The organism is Nonomuraea sp. bgisy101, assembly GCF_057708945.1.
This window is the reverse complement of sequence record NZ_JBYITD010000005.1, coordinates 375556-392766: the sequence shown is the minus strand read 5'-3', so window position 1 is coordinate 392766 and position 17211 is coordinate 375556. Positions and strand designations below refer to the sequence as shown.

18 protein-coding genes are annotated in these 17211 nt (G+C 71.5%); 11 read left to right on the top strand and 7 right to left on the bottom strand.

All coding sequences use genetic code 11. The features are described from left to right. Positions 1-50 precede the first annotated feature (50 nt). The gene (locus AC3EO4_RS12565; protein ID WP_431895497.1) at positions 51-827 is read left to right on the top strand and encodes an SGNH/GDSL hydrolase family protein; all 777 of its coding nucleotides are present in this window, start codon (positions 51-53) and stop codon (positions 825-827) included. A 60-nt stretch (positions 828-887) separates the two neighbouring features. On the opposite strand, the gene AC3EO4_RS12560 is transcribed toward AC3EO4_RS12565, so the two are convergent. From AC3EO4_RS12560 to AC3EO4_RS12540, 5 genes are all read right to left on the bottom strand, one after another. Beyond that, positions 888-2054 (bottom strand): hypothetical protein, encoded by a 1167-nt coding sequence (locus AC3EO4_RS12560; protein ID WP_431895495.1) that lies wholly within the window; start codon positions 2052-2054, stop codon positions 888-890. Positions 2055-2181: 127 nt separating this feature from the next. Further along, positions 2182-2841, bottom strand: coding sequence for an HNH endonuclease family protein (locus AC3EO4_RS12555; RefSeq protein ID WP_379568048.1), 660 nt, complete (start codon positions 2839-2841; stop codon positions 2182-2184). A gap of 348 nt (positions 2842-3189) precedes the next feature. After that, positions 3190-3924 carry a hypothetical protein gene (locus AC3EO4_RS12550; protein WP_431895493.1) on the bottom strand — a complete coding sequence of 245 codons (735 nt, stop codon included), beginning with the start codon at positions 3922-3924 and terminating at the stop codon, positions 3190-3192. Continuing rightward, entirely contained in the window at positions 3917-4453 is a 537-nt protein-coding gene (locus tag AC3EO4_RS12545; RefSeq protein ID WP_379568052.1) for an RNA polymerase sigma factor, read from the bottom strand. Before AC3EO4_RS12545 ends, AC3EO4_RS12550 begins: the two co-directional genes overlap by 8 nt. A gap of 938 nt (positions 4454-5391) precedes the next feature. Further along, positions 5392-6030 (bottom strand): TetR/AcrR family transcriptional regulator, encoded by a 639-nt coding sequence (locus AC3EO4_RS12540; RefSeq protein ID WP_379568054.1) that lies wholly within the window; start codon positions 6028-6030, stop codon positions 5392-5394. A 22-nt stretch (positions 6031-6052) separates the two neighbouring features. Here AC3EO4_RS12540 and AC3EO4_RS12535 point away from each other — a divergent pair, with 22 nt between their 5' ends. The 7 genes from AC3EO4_RS12535 to AC3EO4_RS12505 all read left to right on the top strand — a co-directional run bounded on the left by AC3EO4_RS12535 (position 6053) and on the right by AC3EO4_RS12505 (position 13889). Further along, positions 6053-6523, top strand: a complete 471-nt coding sequence (locus AC3EO4_RS12535; protein ID WP_379568056.1) for an SRPBCC family protein — start codon at positions 6053-6055, stop codon at positions 6521-6523. 242 nt (positions 6524-6765) lie between these two features. Then, complete coding sequence (locus AC3EO4_RS12530; RefSeq protein ID WP_379568058.1) at positions 6766-7074, top strand: hypothetical protein; 309 nt, start codon at positions 6766-6768, stop codon at positions 7072-7074. Positions 7075-7702: 628 nt separating this feature from the next. Beyond that, complete coding sequence (locus tag AC3EO4_RS12525) at positions 7703-8917, top strand: DUF8094 domain-containing protein (RefSeq protein ID WP_431895489.1); 1215 nt, start codon at positions 7703-7705, stop codon at positions 8915-8917. Between the two features lie 25 nt (positions 8918-8942). After that, the gene (locus AC3EO4_RS12520) at positions 8943-10760 is read left to right on the top strand and encodes a hypothetical protein (protein ID WP_431895487.1); all 1818 of its coding nucleotides are present in this window, start codon (positions 8943-8945) and stop codon (positions 10758-10760) included. 14 nt (positions 10761-10774) lie between these two features. Next, on the top strand, positions 10775-12169 hold the full coding sequence (locus tag AC3EO4_RS12515; protein WP_431895485.1) for a hypothetical protein: 1395 nt from the start codon (positions 10775-10777) through the stop codon (positions 12167-12169). A gap of 23 nt (positions 12170-12192) precedes the next feature. Beyond that, on the top strand, positions 12193-13182 hold the full coding sequence (locus tag AC3EO4_RS12510) for a MinD/ParA family ATP-binding protein (RefSeq protein WP_379568066.1): 990 nt from the start codon (positions 12193-12195) through the stop codon (positions 13180-13182). Between the two features lie 11 nt (positions 13183-13193). Then, on the top strand, positions 13194-13889 hold the full coding sequence (locus AC3EO4_RS12505; RefSeq protein ID WP_431895483.1) for a hypothetical protein: 696 nt from the start codon (positions 13194-13196) through the stop codon (positions 13887-13889). Between the two features lie 330 nt (positions 13890-14219). Here the strand turns inward: AC3EO4_RS12505 and AC3EO4_RS12500 are convergent, their stop codons facing one another. Further along, a complete protein-coding gene (locus AC3EO4_RS12500) occupies positions 14220-14453 on the bottom strand; it encodes a hypothetical protein (protein WP_431895481.1) in 234 nt (77 codons plus the stop codon). 97 nt (positions 14454-14550) lie between these two features. On the opposite strand from AC3EO4_RS12500, the gene AC3EO4_RS12495 reads away from it, so the two are divergent. From AC3EO4_RS12495 to AC3EO4_RS12485, 3 genes are all read left to right on the top strand, one after another. Next, positions 14551-15117, top strand: a complete 567-nt coding sequence (locus AC3EO4_RS12495; protein ID WP_431895479.1) for a hypothetical protein — start codon at positions 14551-14553, stop codon at positions 15115-15117. Beyond that, positions 15114-15854: a glycoside hydrolase family 16 protein gene (locus tag AC3EO4_RS12490; RefSeq protein ID WP_379568072.1), complete on the top strand. Its 741-nt coding sequence runs from the start codon at positions 15114-15116 to the stop codon at positions 15852-15854. Before AC3EO4_RS12495 ends, AC3EO4_RS12490 begins: the two co-directional genes overlap by 4 nt. A gap of 105 nt (positions 15855-15959) precedes the next feature. Further along, positions 15960-16763 carry an SAM-dependent methyltransferase gene (locus AC3EO4_RS12485; RefSeq protein WP_431895477.1) on the top strand — a complete coding sequence of 268 codons (804 nt, stop codon included), beginning with the start codon at positions 15960-15962 and terminating at the stop codon, positions 16761-16763. A 176-nt stretch (positions 16764-16939) separates the two neighbouring features. On the opposite strand, the gene AC3EO4_RS12480 is transcribed toward AC3EO4_RS12485, so the two are convergent. Beyond that, a complete protein-coding gene (locus AC3EO4_RS12480) occupies positions 16940-17158 on the bottom strand; it encodes an NmrA family NAD(P)-binding protein (protein ID WP_431895475.1) in 219 nt (72 codons plus the stop codon). Positions 17159-17211 lie beyond the last annotated feature (53 nt).

Below are 17211 nucleotides of genomic sequence, written 5' to 3'. Positions count from 1 at the left end.
GAGCGGCTTCGTCAGCACATGATCGCTTGTTCGACGATGAAGGTGGGCCGATGAGGCATCTGCGATACGTCGCGGTCGGCGACAGCCAGACCGAGGGGCTGAACGACGGCGACGAGAAGACCGGCTACCGAGGCTGGGCGGACCGGCTGGCAGAACAGCTGGCGGCCGAGGAGCCGCGGTTCCGCTACGCCAACCTCGCGGTCCGCGGGCGGCTCGCCGCGCAGATCCGCGCCGAACAGACGGACGCGGCCCTCGCGATGGAGCCGGACCTGGTGACGGTCATGGCGGGCATGAACGATCTGATCAGGCCGGGATTCGACGCCCCCGCCGTCACCGCCGAGCTGGAGGCGATGCTGGACGCTTTCGCCGCCTCCGGCGCACGCGTGGTCACCTTCACCTTCCCCGACGTCGCCCGGGTCGTCCCGATCGCCCGGCACCTGCGGCCCCGCGTACTGGACTTCAACGAACGTGTCAGGGCGGCGGCGCACCGCCACGGCGCCCTTCTGGTGGACACCTTCACCCACCCGGTGACCACCGACCCCCGGCTGTGGAGCGCCGATCGCCTGCACGTCAGCCCCCTGGGACACGCCCGCATCGCCGCGGCCGTCGCCGAGGTTCTCGAACTGCCCGGCAGCGACGGGTCCTGGACCCATCCGCTCCCGCCGCTGCCACCCATACCGGCATGGCAGCGCGCCCGCACCGAGGCGACCTGGGCGGCCGCCTTCCTGGGACCATGGCTCGTCCGCCGGCTCCAGGGCCGCTCGTCAGGCGACGGCCGCACCGCCAAACGCCCGCACCTGCAACCGGTACAGGTCACCGGCCCCTGAACGCCACGCGCCGGCCGCGCCCGGGTCCCGGCGTACCGACCGGCCCGCGGGAGGCTCGCCCTACTCCCCCGCGAAGTCGGCGGCCCAGATCAACCGGCCGGTGTCCGGGGCGCGGGCCAGCGTCCCCCGGCACTCGGAGAAGCTCCGGGGCGGCTTCTCGACGCTCCACCTTCGGCCGTCGTACCGGAGCAGGACCGTGGACACCTCGTAGATGCGCGGCTGGACCTTGGTGTACTGCTTGGCGAGGATCCACGCGCTCCCCCGCCCGTCACCCTCGACCTGGCAGGCACGCCCGGTCGGCGGCGGCGGCAGGACGTGCCAGCGCCGGCCGTCCCAGCGCATGACCTGGGCGACGGAGGAGACCGTCACCCACACCTCGGCCGGGGACACCGCCCTGAGGCGGACGTCGCCGTTCTTCGCCGGAGCGGTGGGGCTCGGCACGAGGCGCCAGCGGCGGCCGTCCCAGTGGGCGACGGCGAGCTTGCCGCCGACGTGGCCCACCGCCCACACGTCCTCCGGTGACACGGCGTCGATCTCCTCGATGTCCATGCCGCCAGGCGAGTCGATCTGCGACCAGCCCGAAGCCGTCCTGCGGGCCAGGAAGGGGAACGTCGCAGCGTCGGGGTCGCTGTCGCGGTAGGCGGTCCCCGCCACCCACGCCTCGCGCGGGCTGGTGACGGCCACGCTCGCCAGCTGGAGGACGTACGCCTTCGGGACGGCCGGGTCGGTGACGCGCGGCCGCCCCATGTCGCTCCAGGCGCGGCCATCCCACCGCTGGACGCCGCGATGGTTCTCGATCACCCAGACGTTGTCGCTCGACGACGCGGCCACCAGATCGGGGAAGCGCATGCCCGGCGGAGGGGCCACCGGGCGCCAGCGCCTCCCGTCCCAGCGCATGAGGACGGCCGTGGTCTCTTCGTGCCATCGGCGGCTGTCGGCCGGTGTCCGGCTGCCCACCGCCCAGACGTCGCTCGGCGTGATCACCTCCAGGTCCGTCAGGGGCGCCTGCAGGCGGCTCTCGACGTCCCGCTCGGGCAGACCCGCCGCCTGCGCGATCAGCGCGCGCCACGGGACGTCGAGCTCCGCTACGGAGGAGTCGCTCCTGGTCGGCGACGGTCGAGGGGCGGGGCGGCCAGGCTCCTGCCGCGGGGTGGCGAACAGGACGAAGGCGCCCCAGGCCATCGCGGTCACGGTCACGGTCACGAGAGCGACGGCGCGTCCGATCACCCCTCGATCGTACGGCTCGGCCGGGGGCCGCTCGCCGTGGTTCGCCGACCTGCCCGGAGCACCTGTCCGATCGCGTTCACGCACGACCTCGAACGGCGACGCCACGCGACCGGCCGGTTGGGCTCCATCACCCTCGGCAGGTCCGGAGCATGTTGAGCAAGGCCACCTTCTCCTTCCTGGTCACGAAGAGCCGGTGATGATGCTTCACGGTGATCCACGAGCTCGCGTACCGGCACCAATAGGCGCGGCGCTGCGGACGCCAGCTCTGCGGCCCCTGGCCGCTCTTGGCGATGTTGGCGGAGTGGCTGACCACGATCAGCTCGGGGCGGGTGAGGTCGTTGGCGAAGGCGCGCCGCCGCGCCTGGCTCCACCTGCTGGCGCCGGAGCGCCAGGCGTACGCCAGCGGCACGACGTGGTCGACGTCGACGTGCTTCTCGCTCTTCAGCACCTTGCCGTCGTACGGGCTGTACCACACCCCCTTGACCGGCCGGCAGGAGGCGTCCCTGCGCACGCGCCGCCCGTCACGCGCCAGGACCACCTCGCGCGCGTCACACCTGCCCTTGTGGTGTGCCCATCGGGGCTGGAACCGCCGGTGGCTGTACCCACGGATGGATAACGGCCTGGCGACTTTCAGCTGGGCCAGCATGCGTCTGGCCAGCGCGCCGGCCTCGGCCTGCGACCGCTTGCGCCCGTCGGCCGCGGCCGGCGGGGTGCCGATGACAGCGGTGATCGGGATGACCAGGAGAGCGAGTACGGCGACTCGGACCGTCCACCTCAAGAAGATCATGCTTCCACCCTTACCAGTCGAACGCCGTCGGCGGCAGCGATATCCACCAGTCACCCCTCCACCGGCGCCCGTCCCGCACGTGATCATCCCGGAAGGACACCGGTCTCGCGGTGCGTGCCGTACCCCGGTGTGAGGTTTCGACGCGACCCGTGGCACCGGATGCGAACACCCACCCCCCACCTCCATGGGCACCGGCAGCGGAGCCCGGACCGCGATCGCCGGCCTGATCGACCCGGCGCCGTCACGCGGCAGCCTCGACCACCACCTCGCCCGGACGGTCTCGAAGGAGGCGTCGTCGAGGGAGAGCGAGTGGATCGGAGTAGGGCGTGCGCCTGCCGTGCCGGAACGTCATCCTTCCTCCGGACCGGCGGTGTCGTGGAGTGCGTGCGCGGCGGGGACGTCGTACGCCGCGACGGACCAGGCTCCAGGGCGCTTCCCCAGCTTGCCGACCAGCCGGTCGGCCGCCCCCGGAGTGGACAGCACCTCCTTGCCGTCGCACGATCCCCGGGCCGGGCACGAGCTTCGCCCGCGCACGACGGGCGCGTCGGGCGGGAAGACCCAGAAGGTGATCTCGTGCTCGCGGCCGAGCCAGCCCGGTTCGTGTGCCTTGTCCGCGAGCATGCTGAGCGCCCCGTCAGGACCGCAGATCCCGCCGGCGCTGCTCCCTCCCTCGCTGCTGAAGAAGATCGAGCCGGGCTTCTCACAGAAGACCACAATCGCGATCTTCGTGCTCGTGGGACGGAACCGGAGGGACGCCTTCGTCGCCGACCGCGGCATCCTCGCGGCCGCGAGGCGGTCCAGGCCCTTGTGAACGCGTGGCGCCTGCTGGAACGCCGGAGGCGGCCCGGGCGGCGACGCGGATTCAGGGACACCCGCCAGGTTCGACACCATCATGACGACCGCCGTGACGACCGCCGTGGTGGCGACCGCGGCGCCCGCCGTCCAGCCCCAGTGCGGGCGCACGCGAGGGCGTCGGGCCGGAGCCTCGCGAGCGGCGATCCGCGCGCGGGCCCTGGCGACGGTCTCGGCCGAGGGCGGCGGCACGTCCGGTACCGCCTGGGCGAGCAGCGTGACCTCATCCATCGTGCGCCTCCTTCAACGGGTTGACGTCGCCCAGTGCCTTGCGGAGATGCTTGCGCGCCCGGTTGAGACGGGACGCGACCGTGCCGTAGGGGATCTCCAGGGCGGCGGCGACCTCCTGGTGGGTCAGCCCGCCCAGCGCCACCAGCAGCACCACGTCCCTGTCGCCGCGGTTCAGACCTGCAAGCGCCCCCGCGAGCCTGCCGGTCAGCGCTCCGGCCGTGACACGCGCGAGCGTCGCGTCCTCGTGGCTCTCCGCCTCGCGTTCGGTCGTCCGCCCGAGCGCCTTCCACCTGCGGACCTCGGTCCGGCGGTGCCTGGCGACGAGGTTGGTGGCGATGCCGTACAGCCAGGGCCTGACCTCGCCGCGCGAGGAGTCGTATCCTCCTTTGACGGCGGCGAGGAAGACCTCGGCCGCCAGATCGTCGGCGGCGTCGACGGAGAGCCTGCGAGCGATGTAGCGGTGGATCTCGGCGAAGTGGGCGTCGAAGATCCGGTCGAAGTCGGTGCCCAGATGGGTGGGAACGCTCATGTCGGCTGTCCCGCTGGCATCCGTAAGTGGGTCACGCACTGCTCTCCATCCGATCCGGAAACACGGTCACCCCTGATTTCCCGACGGGCCGGAATGCTTTCACGGATCGGCGAAGCCGTGCGCGCCCTTCGTCCTGCCGGCGGGCGGACGTCCTGGGTGGAACACCTTCGAGGTGTGGCCGGAGGGTACGGTCGGCCCCGGCGTCCTGAGGATCTCGCGAGCAGGCCCAGGCGCGGACCGAAGCGGTTCTCGGGTCCGTGCCTGGGCCTGGGATCGCTAGGCGAGGGGCTTCTGGTAGACCCGCACGTGGTCCACGAGGAGCTTCGCGGGGAACACCGTCTGCCGTCCGGGTCGCCGACCCAGCCGTCACCGCCGCCGACGGCTCATGCGTGGTTGAGCGCGCGTTCAGCCCCTACGGTCGGGGCCGTCATCGACAGCTGGCGGAGAGACAGGACGCAGCAAGCCAGGCAAAAGGGATCTGTAAGTAGATACAGCTAGAAAGTCCCAAACAACGAAGGGCTGCGACGCCGCCTCTCGTCCGTCCGCGTTCGCGAGAGTAGCGGCGTGATCGTGCCGGCAACCCGTCGTCGCCAGGCAGCCGCCCGCTGCTCCACGGCATCACCACAGGCAAGGAGACGATGGTGACCGACATCCAAGAACTTCAGGACTCGCCGCTGCGGACCCTCCGCCTGCGCGCCCTGCCGCTCAGCCAGGCCAACGAGCTGATCGTCAGCTTGATGATCTCCACGCTCTGCGCCCTGGCGAAACTGGGCCGCACGCTCCAGTCTCCTACGGGACCGCCGGGGAACGCGGCTGGCCGCCCGTTTCGAGCCTGGCGCCCCTCGCCATCGGGCGCTTCCGTCTCGTCGCGACTCCGGGGGATGCCGCGATCCCCGAACGCATCGCGCCCTCCCAGGACGTAACGGTCCCCGGCTCGCCTATGGCCGGACGCGCGACCCGAGATCGTCGGCGTCGCGTACGTTGAGAGCGCGGGTGGCCTGGTCGACCCAGGTCGACAGGAAGAGGTCCGGGTCGAGGTCCCCCGGCGCGTGCCCGATGAGGATTCTCAGGAGCGGGTAGTAGGTCAGCGACGAGATCAGCACGGTGGCGGTGGCCTCCGGGTCGGCGACCTCGACGGTGCCGAGTTCGCGCTGGACGCTGATCCACTGGGCGCACTCGCGGTAGAGGCTCGCGATCACGCCCTGCCACATCTGCTCGAAGAGTTCGGGGAACCCGGTGAACTCCCTGAGCATGATCCGGATCAGGTCCCGGTCGCCGTCGATCACGCTCCACACGGTGGACGCCATCAGGCGGAGGGCTTCGCGCGGGTCGGACGGAGCCTGCGCGACCGTTTCCCTGTTCTTCTGCGCCATCGTTTCGAGGTTCCGCCGGACGGCCGTCTCCAGCAGGGCCCTCTTTGAGGGGAAGTGCTTGTAGAGAGCGCCGGATCCCGCGGTCAGCCCGCAGGCGACCTGGATGTCGGCCACCGAGGTCGCGTCGTACCCGCTGGTCGCGAACAGCCGGACGGCTTCTTCGAGTATGCGCTCGCGGGTCACGCCCGGGGTGGTTCTCGCCATGGAAAGAGAGTACTCTCTTTCCATGGTTCACGTCACCGTGGAAGAGATCATCCGCTGTACGCCGGAGGAATTCCTCGAGTTCGTGATGGACCCGGAAAGGTATGCGACGATCGACGACAAGATCGGGCCGATCGACTGGGTGCGCCGCACCGGCGACGTCACCGAGTTCAGGTTCCGGTCAGCCCTGCCGGGGATCCCCGGCCCCGCGCCGAAAGTCGTGTCCCAGATGCGGCTCACCCCGGGCGACCGGGTCGACGTCAGGTACGCGCCGTTGCCGCACAACAGGCTCAGCCATCGGGTGTCGCGGTTCCAGGCGAGCTTCGTCGCCGAGCCGGTCGACGGCGGCACCAAGGTGACGCGGACGATAGCGATCGACTTCCCACCCGTCATCCGGTGGCTGCTGGAACCGATCCTGCGACGCACCCTTCCCCCTGACGTCGAGAAGGAGGTCCACGGGGCGAAGACGCACCTCGAGGGACAGCAGAAGGAGTGACATCAACGGGCTGAGGACCGGCAGGCGTCCGGTCCCGCACGTGCGCGTCACACCGTTGAAGGCCAAGGGCAGGCACCCGCGTCCTCGGCGCCGACCACGACCTGCAGGCAGGCGCTCAACGGCCCTTCCGCCTCCGGCATCCGCCCTCCCTGTTCGGCGGCGGTACAGCGATCCACCGAGGGCCGGTCCCGCCCGTTGCTACCGTGAGGCGCACGGGCCGGTCAACCGCCGTGGAGGCCGCAGTGGAGGAATTGGCGCAGGTGCTGGACGACGTGCTCGGGATTGTCACCGCGTCCGAGCAGGACACCATCTGGGCGGGCAAGTGGGACACGGGGGACGAGATGATCCGAGAGCTGCGGGACCACGCAGCACGCCTCCGGCGCGGCGACGGCTCCACGCTTGGGGGGCTGGAATTCCTGTTCCTGCCCACTGGACCGCTGCAGGAGGTGTCGATCAGCAGCGGCTGGGGAGATCAGTTCCTGGACCTGGCCGAGCGCTTCGACCGGGCACGGGCAAGGGCGCGACACAGAAACGAACAAAACGGTCAATAGGCGTTTCATGGCGCCGCGTCCGCGCCCGGATGGATGCGGGCGCCGGTACGGCCGCCGGGTCGCCCCAAAGGGGGGCTAGGCGTGTCCCGCGATCATGGGTGCCACGCATGACCGGATCCCCCTGTCGGGCTGCGTGGGACGTGACGTCAGACGCAGAGCACGACGCCGGCCGGAAGCGGGGCGGGCAGGCCGGCCGAGCGTGGGGAAAAGGTGGCGACGTCAGCGGGTGGCCGGGAGATCCACTTCGTTCGAATGACTCGCGGGTTCGGGGTTTTGGTCGGTCGTTTATTGCTGGTCCGATTCGCGCGTTTGCGTGTCCGGCGAGTAATCGATCTACACCGACATCGGGATGCACACCGCAGGGGCGGCTCATCGCGCCTGGATGCTCGACGTCGGACCGCCTATAACCCGCTGTCAGGATCCAGTCAAGGTCTCGATTTATACTTTTTCGTACTTCTATAGAGAAATGCCGAAATGTCGTTCTAATACGATCCGGAAAGTTCAATTACTACATTTATGACCCTTGAAAGGACGGGCCGTAAGTCTAATATCTGGGTTTGTGTCCCATGATCCATCGGACTTACCAGATAAGCAGGTCTGGCCGACCGGCCACTCCGATGACACAGCCATGACCTCTCCCATCCCTCCGCTGGCCAGGCACAGATCGCAGCCGCAGCCGCCGCAGGAGTGGGAGCCCGAACGGCTGTCCGGGACCGGTCCGTGGCGGTTGATCATTCGTGCGGGGATCGTGTTCGTCGTGCTGGCCGCGGTGGGGATCGGGCTCGGCGCGATTCGATCGTCGCGGGCGCCGTCGCCGAGCGTGGCCGCACCCATGGCCACAGCGGCGGCGGAGCCCGAGCAGGGATCGCCGCAGGCAGGGGCGGCTCGCCAGCCGGTCACGCCGGTGACACCGGGGACCCAGGCGACGCCGGCCAGTCCTGCGGCCTCGGCCGACCCGTCGCGAGGGGACGGGGCGAGGCCGGCGATCAACGCCCAGGAGGCGAAGCGGATGCACGACCGCTTCCAGCACGAGCTGTCGGCGGCCCAGCTGGACCTCGACGACAAGGCCGTCGGCCGGCTCGAGCAGGGGCTCGCCCTGGAGATGACCAAGGCGAGCTTCGAGACCGCCAGGATGCGGGACGCCGAGGTGGCGGCCGGGATCTGGCCTGGCACCAAGGTGTGGGTGCCGCGGAGCACGGCAGCGGCGGGCGACTGGTTCGTGGCCTCCATGCACGAGCCGGGCGTGGCCCGCGTGACGGACGTGCTGGTCAAGACCGAGAAGGGGTGGCGGCTCGCGGCCTCGACCGCCGACACCCGCAACCCCGCGCCCGAGCTGCCGGTCATCGCGGTCGACGCCGAGGGTTACGCCAGGAGCCTGGACGAGTTCACCTCGGGCCTGCGCGGCACGCCCAAACAGGTCGCGCTCGCGCACCTGAGGAGCCTGGAACGAGCGACCAAGGACGAGCGGTTCGCCGAAGGGCCGTGGACGTCGACCGCGGTACGGCTGTGGCAGCGCGAACGGGCCCAGCTCCGCAAGGCCGGCTGGGACCTGAAGCTGTCGTACCGCCTGACCGGCAAGGTGCGGGCGCTCAGGACCGTCGACGGCGGCGCGCTGGTCTGGTACTCCGCCCGCTCCACCGAGGTCCGTACGGCGGAGCGGCCCGGCACCACGGTGACGCTGAAGGGTTCGGCCGCCGTCCGCACCGAAACCCGCCCCTTCGCCCAGACGGCGAGCGCGACCTACGGGCGGATGTACGTGGCACACGTCCCGCCGATCGGCTCCACCGAGCCCATCAGGGTCATGGGCGACTGGACAGACGTACTGGAGAGCCACGGCACCTGACGAACCACCAGATAAGAGGAGCACCATGACGACATCCCCACGCAGACCTTCCAGGTCAACGGTCGTCACGACGGCACTCACAATCGGCGTGTTCGGCGCCGGGGCAGGACTGGGCACTTTCCTTCACGATCGCGATCCTCAGCCGCGGGCCGAGGTCCTGCGCCTGGCCGCGGGAACCTATCAGCTGGACGAGCGGGTCGCCGAGTCGTCCTCGGAGGCGCTCACCGCCCGCTCGCTCACCGGCGCGGACGAGGGCAGCACGCTGTCGGGCGGCCTGGGCGGCCCGCCGCTGTGCCTGTCGGCCACCGTCGACTGGCTGGCCGTCCAGGGCGCAGGCGAGGCGTGCGCGTCCATCCCGCTGCTGGGCAAGGGGACGACGTCGCCTCCTCTGCTCCGCCCGGGGAATCCCGCGGAGCGGTCCACGCCGTCGCAGCAACCGCAGGAGCCGAAGAAATCGGACAGACCGGATCCCGCACCCAAGAGGAGCGATCCTCCGGAGCCCACGCGGATGAACGAGCCGCGGACCACGGCGCGCCCGCCCGCGCCGCAGCCTCCGGCGAGGGATCGGGACGACTCCCCCGCGCCGAGGAGGAGCGACCCTCCCGCGACGAGGAAGAGCGAGCCCGAGGGAGACAGGAAGACCGAGAACGACAGCAGGAAGGAGACGGAGAAGAAGGCCGACACCCCGGCCACCGCCCTCCCCAAGGGCACGCTGCGGGCCGTCGAGCCGAACGCGCAGCGGGTGCCCAGCGGCCCGCCGCTCCAGCCGGTCCGCCCCCGCCCCGCTGATCAGAACCGGCCGGACCAGAACCCGCCCAACCAGAACCCGCCCGGCCAGACCCCGCCGAGCCGGGATCCCAACGGCCAGAACCGGCCGGGTCAGCCGCGCCAGAACCCGACGGTCAATCCGCCTGACCAGGTTCCCACGGCCCGCCAACCGGTCCCGCGCGTCCCCACCACGGTCCCCACGACAAGACCGACGGCAAGACCGACGGCAAGGCCCACGACAGGGCCGACGACGAGGCCCACGACGGCGCCGACGACGGGGCCCACGACCAGGCAGCCCGCGCCCCGGGTTCCGACGGCCCAGCCTCCTGGCGGGGACACCGACGACCGGCAGTGCCTGGTCACCGGCCCCGGCGGGAGGGCGCTGCGGCCGGCCGTGGCCGGCGGGATCGCGCCCGGCTGCGAAGACCCCGCCCAGACCGCGCTGCCCACTGCCAGACCCGCCCCTCCGACCGGCAGGTCCGCGCCACCCACCGTCAAGTCCAGCCCGAAGGCCACGGCGAAGGCCACCGGCAAGCCCTCCCAGCCGTCCATGCCGACCTCGCTCCGCCCCGCGGTCACCCCGAACCGCCCGACCAGGGTCCCCGCCACCGTCGCCGCCACCTCGGGCCCGCGCGTCCCCGACGGCACGACGCTGCGGCCCGCCACTCCCGAGGGCGAGAGCCTGCCGATCTTCCAGGATCCGGCGCTCATGCGGCGCGCCGAGGAGGCTCTCGGCCTCGACGGCACCAGGACCTACACCGACGCCAACGGCGAGTGGGACCTCACGATCGCCCCGCCCGGCACCCCGGAATGCCGCGACTACAGCAAGCAGCAGCTCCAGGCGATGGGCGTCTCCGCCGGCTCGCCCGCCAACCTGCCGCGTGACTCGTGCCTGTGGCCGGCCTTCATCCGCTGGCTGTACGCCGATCCGGCCCCGGGCGAGGTGAGCAACTGGACCAAGTTCACCGGCCTGCCGGACCGGAACCTGCAGCTCGTGGTGGTCGATCCGAACAGGGGCGGCGCTCCGGCCGCCGAGACCGCGCCGGGCGTCGTCGAGCCGGACACGGGGCCATGAGCTCCCTTCACGACATGGGAAGCGCCATCCTCGGACCTGACAGGGCCGCCACCTGGGTGCGCGAGCACGGCGGCCACCTCATGGACTACGCCGTCTACCGGCTGGGCGAGGCCGCCGCGCCCGCCGCCGTGGCCGCCGCCCTCGGCGCCGCGCACTGGCGTGCCGTACCGGAGAACGTCTCCGAACGCGGCCTGCTGTTCGCGGCGCTGCGCCGCGGATGCCTGGCCGACCCCGCGTGCGGGGACGGCTACCACCCTGGCACGGGGCCGGGTCTGCCCGACGCGGAGCTGATGCGGCGGGCGTGGGCGCTGGTCGACCCGCTGGGGGTGGAGGCGCTGCTGCTGATGTTCCGGCACGAGCTGACGCTCGCCGACCTGGCGCATGTCCTGGACCTGCCTGAGGCGGAGGCGCACCGGCTGGTCACCAGGACGCAGGACCTCATCGAGACGCTGGTCAGCGCGCTCGACGCGCTGTCGCGCGGCAGGCCGACCTGCGAGGCGCTCGTCCCCCTGGTGGAGGCGGCCTTCCCCGCCGGGTCCGACACGGCGCGTTCCGAGCTGCTCCATCACATGATCGAGTGCTCGGCCTGCAACCGGCCTTTCAACATCCACTACACCGTCCCGCAGATGATCGACCAGGTGCCGGTGGCGCCGCTCAGCGCCGCGCGGCGGGAGGAACTCCTGGCGCTGCTGGCGGCCGTACCCGATCCGGCTCCGCCCGCCGTCCCCCGCCAGGCCACGCCCGCCGAGCCCGCCACGGACCTCGACGTGCGACCGCCCGCCATCCCGACACCGGGGCAGGACACGCCGCTGTTCAACGCGCTGGCGTCCGTGGTGTGGGCCCGCGAGGTCCTCTCCCCCACCGACCAGGTCCACGTCCCGCCGGTCGCGCAGGTGATCCAGGACGGGGTCGTGGAGGTCGGGCCGGCCCGCGCCAGGCCCAGGTCCCGGCTGCCCGAGGCGCTGGCCGCCGCGGGGGCGCGCACCCGCAGTACCGCTGTCAAGGTCGCCATCATGCTGGTCGCCGGTACGGCCGGCATGATCACCGGCCTGCAGATCCTGGGCCCCACCCAGGACCCGCCGCGTGAGACCACGTTCACCCCCTCGGCGAGCCGCGACGTCCTGGCGGGACGGCTGACGCTTCCCCCGTCGGTCTCGCTGGACGAGTTCGGCAGGGGCACGATCACGCTCAACCTCCCCGGCGAACCGGTGAGCTGGCGGATCACCGCGCCAGGTCTGGCCGTCACCCCGTCGACCGGCACCTCGGGCGACGGCGACCCGGCCGTGATCCAGGTGCGCGCGCTGCGCTTTCGCCACTGGTGCGGTGATCCGTCCCCGACGGAGGCCGTCCTGACCGTGCAGGGGCCCGCCGACTCACTCACCACCCGCGTTCGCTGGAACACCTGCTGACCCCATGTGAAAGGACCCTTGCCATGACGGAGACCCCTTCCAGGCTGCAGAAGCCGGCGACCCAGCCGGAGCAGTTCGACCAGTCGATCCCGCTCACCGCCGAACGCCTGCTGACCAACCGGCGGCCCGAGCCGTCATCGGGGTGGCGACGCCTGGTGTGGCAGCTGTCGGGGCGCAGGTACATCCCCGCCGAGTCGGCGGCCGAGGTCGAACGCCGCAAACTGATCGCTCAGGCGCAGACGCCGGTCGCCAGCGGGCACCACAGGATCGCGGTCATGAGCCTGAAGGGGGGCGTGGGCAAGACCACGACCACGGCGGCGCTGGGCAACACGCTCGCCTCTCTGAGGGGTGACAGGGTCATCGCCATCGACGCCAACCCCGACAGGGGGACGCTGGGGCTGAAGGTCAAGTCGGAGACCGCCGCGACCATCCGCACGTTGCTGGCCGAGGCCGAGCACATCGTCAGGTACGCCGACGCGCGGGCCTTCACCTCGCAGTCGCCCGCGCGGCTGGAGGTGCTCGCCTCCGACACCGACCCGGCCGTGAGCGAGGCGTTCGACGCCGACGACTACCGGACCGTCGCCGGGCTGATCGAACGCTACTACTCCATCTGCATCACCGACTGCGGCACCGGCCTGCTGCACGGCGCGATGGGCGCGACGCTGGACATGGCCGACCAGATCGTGCTGGTCAGCCTGGTCGCGGTGGACGGCGCGAACTCGGCGGCGGCCACGCTGGACTGGCTCACCGCGCACGGGCACGCCGACCTGGTGAAGAACGCCATCGTGGTGCTCAACGCCGTCGAGGAGCGCTGCGACGTCGACGTGGACCTGCTGGAGCAGCACTTCAGCGCCCGGTGCAAGACCGTGATCCGCGTGCCGTACGACCCGCATCTGAAGGAGGGCGCCGAGGTCGACCTGCTGCGGCTGCGGCCCACCACCGCCGGCGCCTACCTGCGCCTGGCCGCCGCCGCCGGGCAGGCCTTCAGCCTGCGTCCTGATCGGGGCCACTAGTGTCGCCGGTGATGGAGGACCCGGCCCTGCGCTGGGATCTGGGCCCGGTACGGCGTCGCCACCGGGTCCGCCGGGTGGCGATCGCGGTGGTCGCGCTGGTCGCGGTGGCCGTCGCGGCCTGGATCCTGCGTCCCGGCTCGGGCGTCGAGCCTGTCGCCCTCGCCGAGCCCGCCGGGTACCAGGGCGCGGCGGGCTTCCCCGTCGGCTTCCCGCACACCGAGCTGGGCGCCGCCTCGGCCGCCGCCGCGACTCTGGAGGCCGCGTGGACTCTCGACGAGGCCCAGGCGATGGCGGCCGCGCAGCTGTACGCGGCGCCCGAGCAGCAGGCGGCGGCCCGCGCGGGCGCCGCGAGCGCGACCAAGGGCTGGCGGCGCACGCTCGGCCTGCCGGAGGAGGGCTCGCTGCCGACGGGCGCGGCCATGCGATCGAGCACGATCGGCATCCGATGGCAGGAGCGCGCGGAGGACCAGATCCTCGTCTCGGTCCTCGTCCAGGTGACGGCGACCAAGGGAGACGCGAGCCCGCTGTACTCCAGCCCCTACGCCATGAACCTGCTCATGACCTGGCACCCGACCCTGCGCGGCGGGGACTGGGTCAACACCCCTGACACCCGCCCCGTCGCCGCGCCTCCCGCGGCCGCGCCGGGCTCCCCCCAGTTCACCGCGGCGGGCTGGCGGCCCATCGCCCACACCGACCCCGCCGAGTGAGTCCAGGAGACCTCCGCCCATGACCCCAAGCCGCCCCTCCCGGCGCCTTTCCGTCGCCTCCGGCCTGCTGCTGGCCTGCGTGTCCCTGGTGGGTGGCGGAGCGCTCGCCCAGCCGTGGACGTCGCACGCCGACATCGAACCTCCCTCCACCGGAGGGGGCACGACGACAACCGTGCCCAGTCCGGAGCCCGCACCGGCGCAGGAGCCCGCTGACCAGCCCACCGTCCGCATCACCACCGAGCCGGGCAAGGTTTCGAAGGTCGAGAATCCGCCGCCCACCGAACCCACACCCACGCAGACCCCGCCGGAGGCATCCTCGACACCCGAGAGTCAGAGCTCCAAGAAAGCCTCGGCCGCCGCCAAACCCGCGCCCAAGGCGGAGCCGAAGCCTGGGCCCGCGGGTGAGAAACCGAACGCTGACACGGCGAAGATCGACTTCCCCCTCCCCACGCCCGTCAAGATCACCCCGCCGAAGCCGCCGGTCAGCACCGCGCCCAAGAGCACGAGCAGCGCCGCACCCAGGCCCTCCTCGTCTGTCAGCGCCGCGCCGAAGAGCACGCCCACCAAACCCACCGTTCCCAGAACCTCCGCCGAGCCCGCTGTCCGTCCCACAACTGCCTCCGCGCCGGCTGTTCCGACCGTTCCCTCCACCCAGCCGTCGGTGAAACCGCAGCCCGTCAAAGCATCGGTGCCCGCGCAGGTGCCCGCGCCTCAGCCGACCACGACCGCTGAAGCTCGCCCGCTGCCCTCCACACCGCCGCCCACCGTAAGCGCCCCCTACGTCCCGCCCACGCCTGCCACCGGGTACCCCGTCGACGGCAGCACGTCACCTGATCCCGTCCAGCCCCGCGCGCTCGCGCTCGACCAGCTCAACACCCTCACCACCAGAAACGTCCTGCCGCTGCCCCCGCTCGCGCCACCCGTCGCTGCCACCACCGCCACAGGGCAGACCTGCCTCGCCCAGAACAGCGCCGCATGCTGGAGCCTGTCGCCGTGGTGGAGCAGCACCACCGGCATCGTCACGACGGCACAGCCGCCGAAGTTCGCGTGGGCCTTCGTTCCGCCTGGCGCGGCCCAGCCGTACCCGGGGAGCGCTCCCGCCGCGTCGCAGGACGTCACCGGCGCGTCGGAGGGAACAGCCGCCCCGCAGGACTTCACCAGGCCTACGATGTGCTGGGTGTTCGGGCCCGCGGCCGGTTGCGCCAGGGCGGAAGGGGGTGCCCCGTGAGCTCCAGGATGCGTGCGCGCGTCGCCGCCGTCGGGTTGGTGGCGGCGCTGTGCTGGAGCACGTCCGGGTTCGTCGGCGTGGCGAGCGCCGCCCCGTGCGCGCAGCTCGACGACCAGCGCGGGTGGGGACAGCCCGTGTGGTGCGCCGAGTTCGACGACTACCTCGACCCCAACGAGTGGGCCGTCTACGACTCGCCCGGCCACGCGGGCAACGGCCGCCGCTCACCGGGCCAGCTGTTCCTCGGCGACGGCTCGCTGTTCCTGTACGGTGCGACCGACGGCACCACCGCCGGGCTCGCGGCCAGGTACACGCAGCTGTACGGACGCTGGGAGGCGCGTATCCGCCTGTATCCTGGAGCCGGCTCCTACCATCCCGTCGCCCTGCTCTGGCCTGCGGGCGGAGGAGGCGGCGTGGTGCCCGACGGCGGTCAGGAGATCGACTTCCTCGAGGTCATCGACGATCCCGAACGGCAGCACCCGAACTTCTTCATGCACACCTCCTCGGGGCGTGAAGAGGCGCACGCGAATCTCGACATGACCACCTGGCACACCTACGCGGTGGAGAACTCGCCCGAGGGCGTGGTCGGCTACATCGACGGTCAGGAGTGGTTCAGGTCATCCGTCGCGGCCACCACACCGATGTCGCCGTGCCTGCAGCTCGACTGGTTCCCCGGCGAGGGCAGCGCTGGCGATGCGTGGATGGAGGTCGACTTCCTGCGCATCTACGCGATGACGTGAGGGTCGTGACCCCGGCGGGTGTTCGCGCGATACCTGCCAGATCGCGCATGTACCACCTTTTCGCGCTTTATGATGATCGTTATTGTCCCGCGAGGAGGAACCCCTGTGGCCAAGCAGCCGGATGAGTGGAACAGCGCGATCGACACGACAAGGCCGAGCATCGCCAGGGCCTACGACGTCGTCCTCAACGGCAAGGACAACTTCGAGGTCGACCGTGAGTTCGTCGCCGAGATCGTGAAGGTCGTTCCCGAGATCTACGACGTGGCCACCTACAACCGGCAGATCCTCGGCCGTGGTGTGCGCTTCATGGTCGACCAGGGGATCACGCAGTTCATCGACCTTGGATCCGGTCTGCCGACAGTGGAGAACACCCATCAGGTGGCGCAGCGGGCCGAGCCCGCCTCGCATGTCGTCTACGTCGACAACGACCCGATGGTGCTCGCCCACGGCAGGGCGCTGCTGGCGGAGAACGACCGGACCGCGGTCGTTACCTCCGACCTGCGCGACCCGAAGGCGATCCTCGCCGACCCGGCCGTCCAGCGGCTGATCGACTTCGACCGGCCGGTCGGCGTGATGCTGGTCGGCATCCTGCACCACCTGCACGACGACGAGGACCCCCGCGGGATCGTCGAGGCCTACATGGCAGCGGTCCCCTCGGGCAGCTACCTGTTCGTCACGCACTTCTGCGACTCGAGCCAGGACTCGCGGGACGCGGAGAAGAAGTTCCTCGCGCTGCTCGGGACCGGCCGGTTCAGGACCGTCGAGGAGATCACGTCCTTCTTCGACGGGTTCGAGCTGGTCGAGCCGGGCGTGGTGCCGTTGCCGCTGTGGCGCCCCGAGCAGGCCGTCCCGTCGAACCTGACGGTGGGCCAGCGGCTGATGTACGGCGGCATCGCCCGCAAGCCGTAGGACCCGGGCCGGCCGGGCGGTCCCTGGGCTGGCAGGAGCGGTTCAGCAAAGGCAGCGATCGGCCCTGGTCCGGCGGGAAGGGGGCGTGGGGATCTGGCGGAAGGCCTCCGCGTGCTCCTCCGCCCAGGAGCGGAACGTGCGGGCGGGCCGTCCGAGGAGCCGTTCGACGGTGTCGGTCACCCGCTCGGGCGAGTCCACGAATCCACGTCGCGCAGCGCGGGTGCCGGCGTGCCGGGCGATGACAGGTCGCCGCGCACCGCCGTCACGCCGTGAGGAAGCACGGCACTCGCGGGACCGCGCGGCAGGGCGCGGGCCTCGTGCCCGGCCGCGCTCAGCGCGGAGCCGACATGCCTGCCGACGTTGCCGGTCGGGCCGGTCACAAGGAAGGTGCTCATCAGGCGACCGTAGAACCTCAACCGCAGCGGCCGAGGTCAATCCGGGCCCGCCC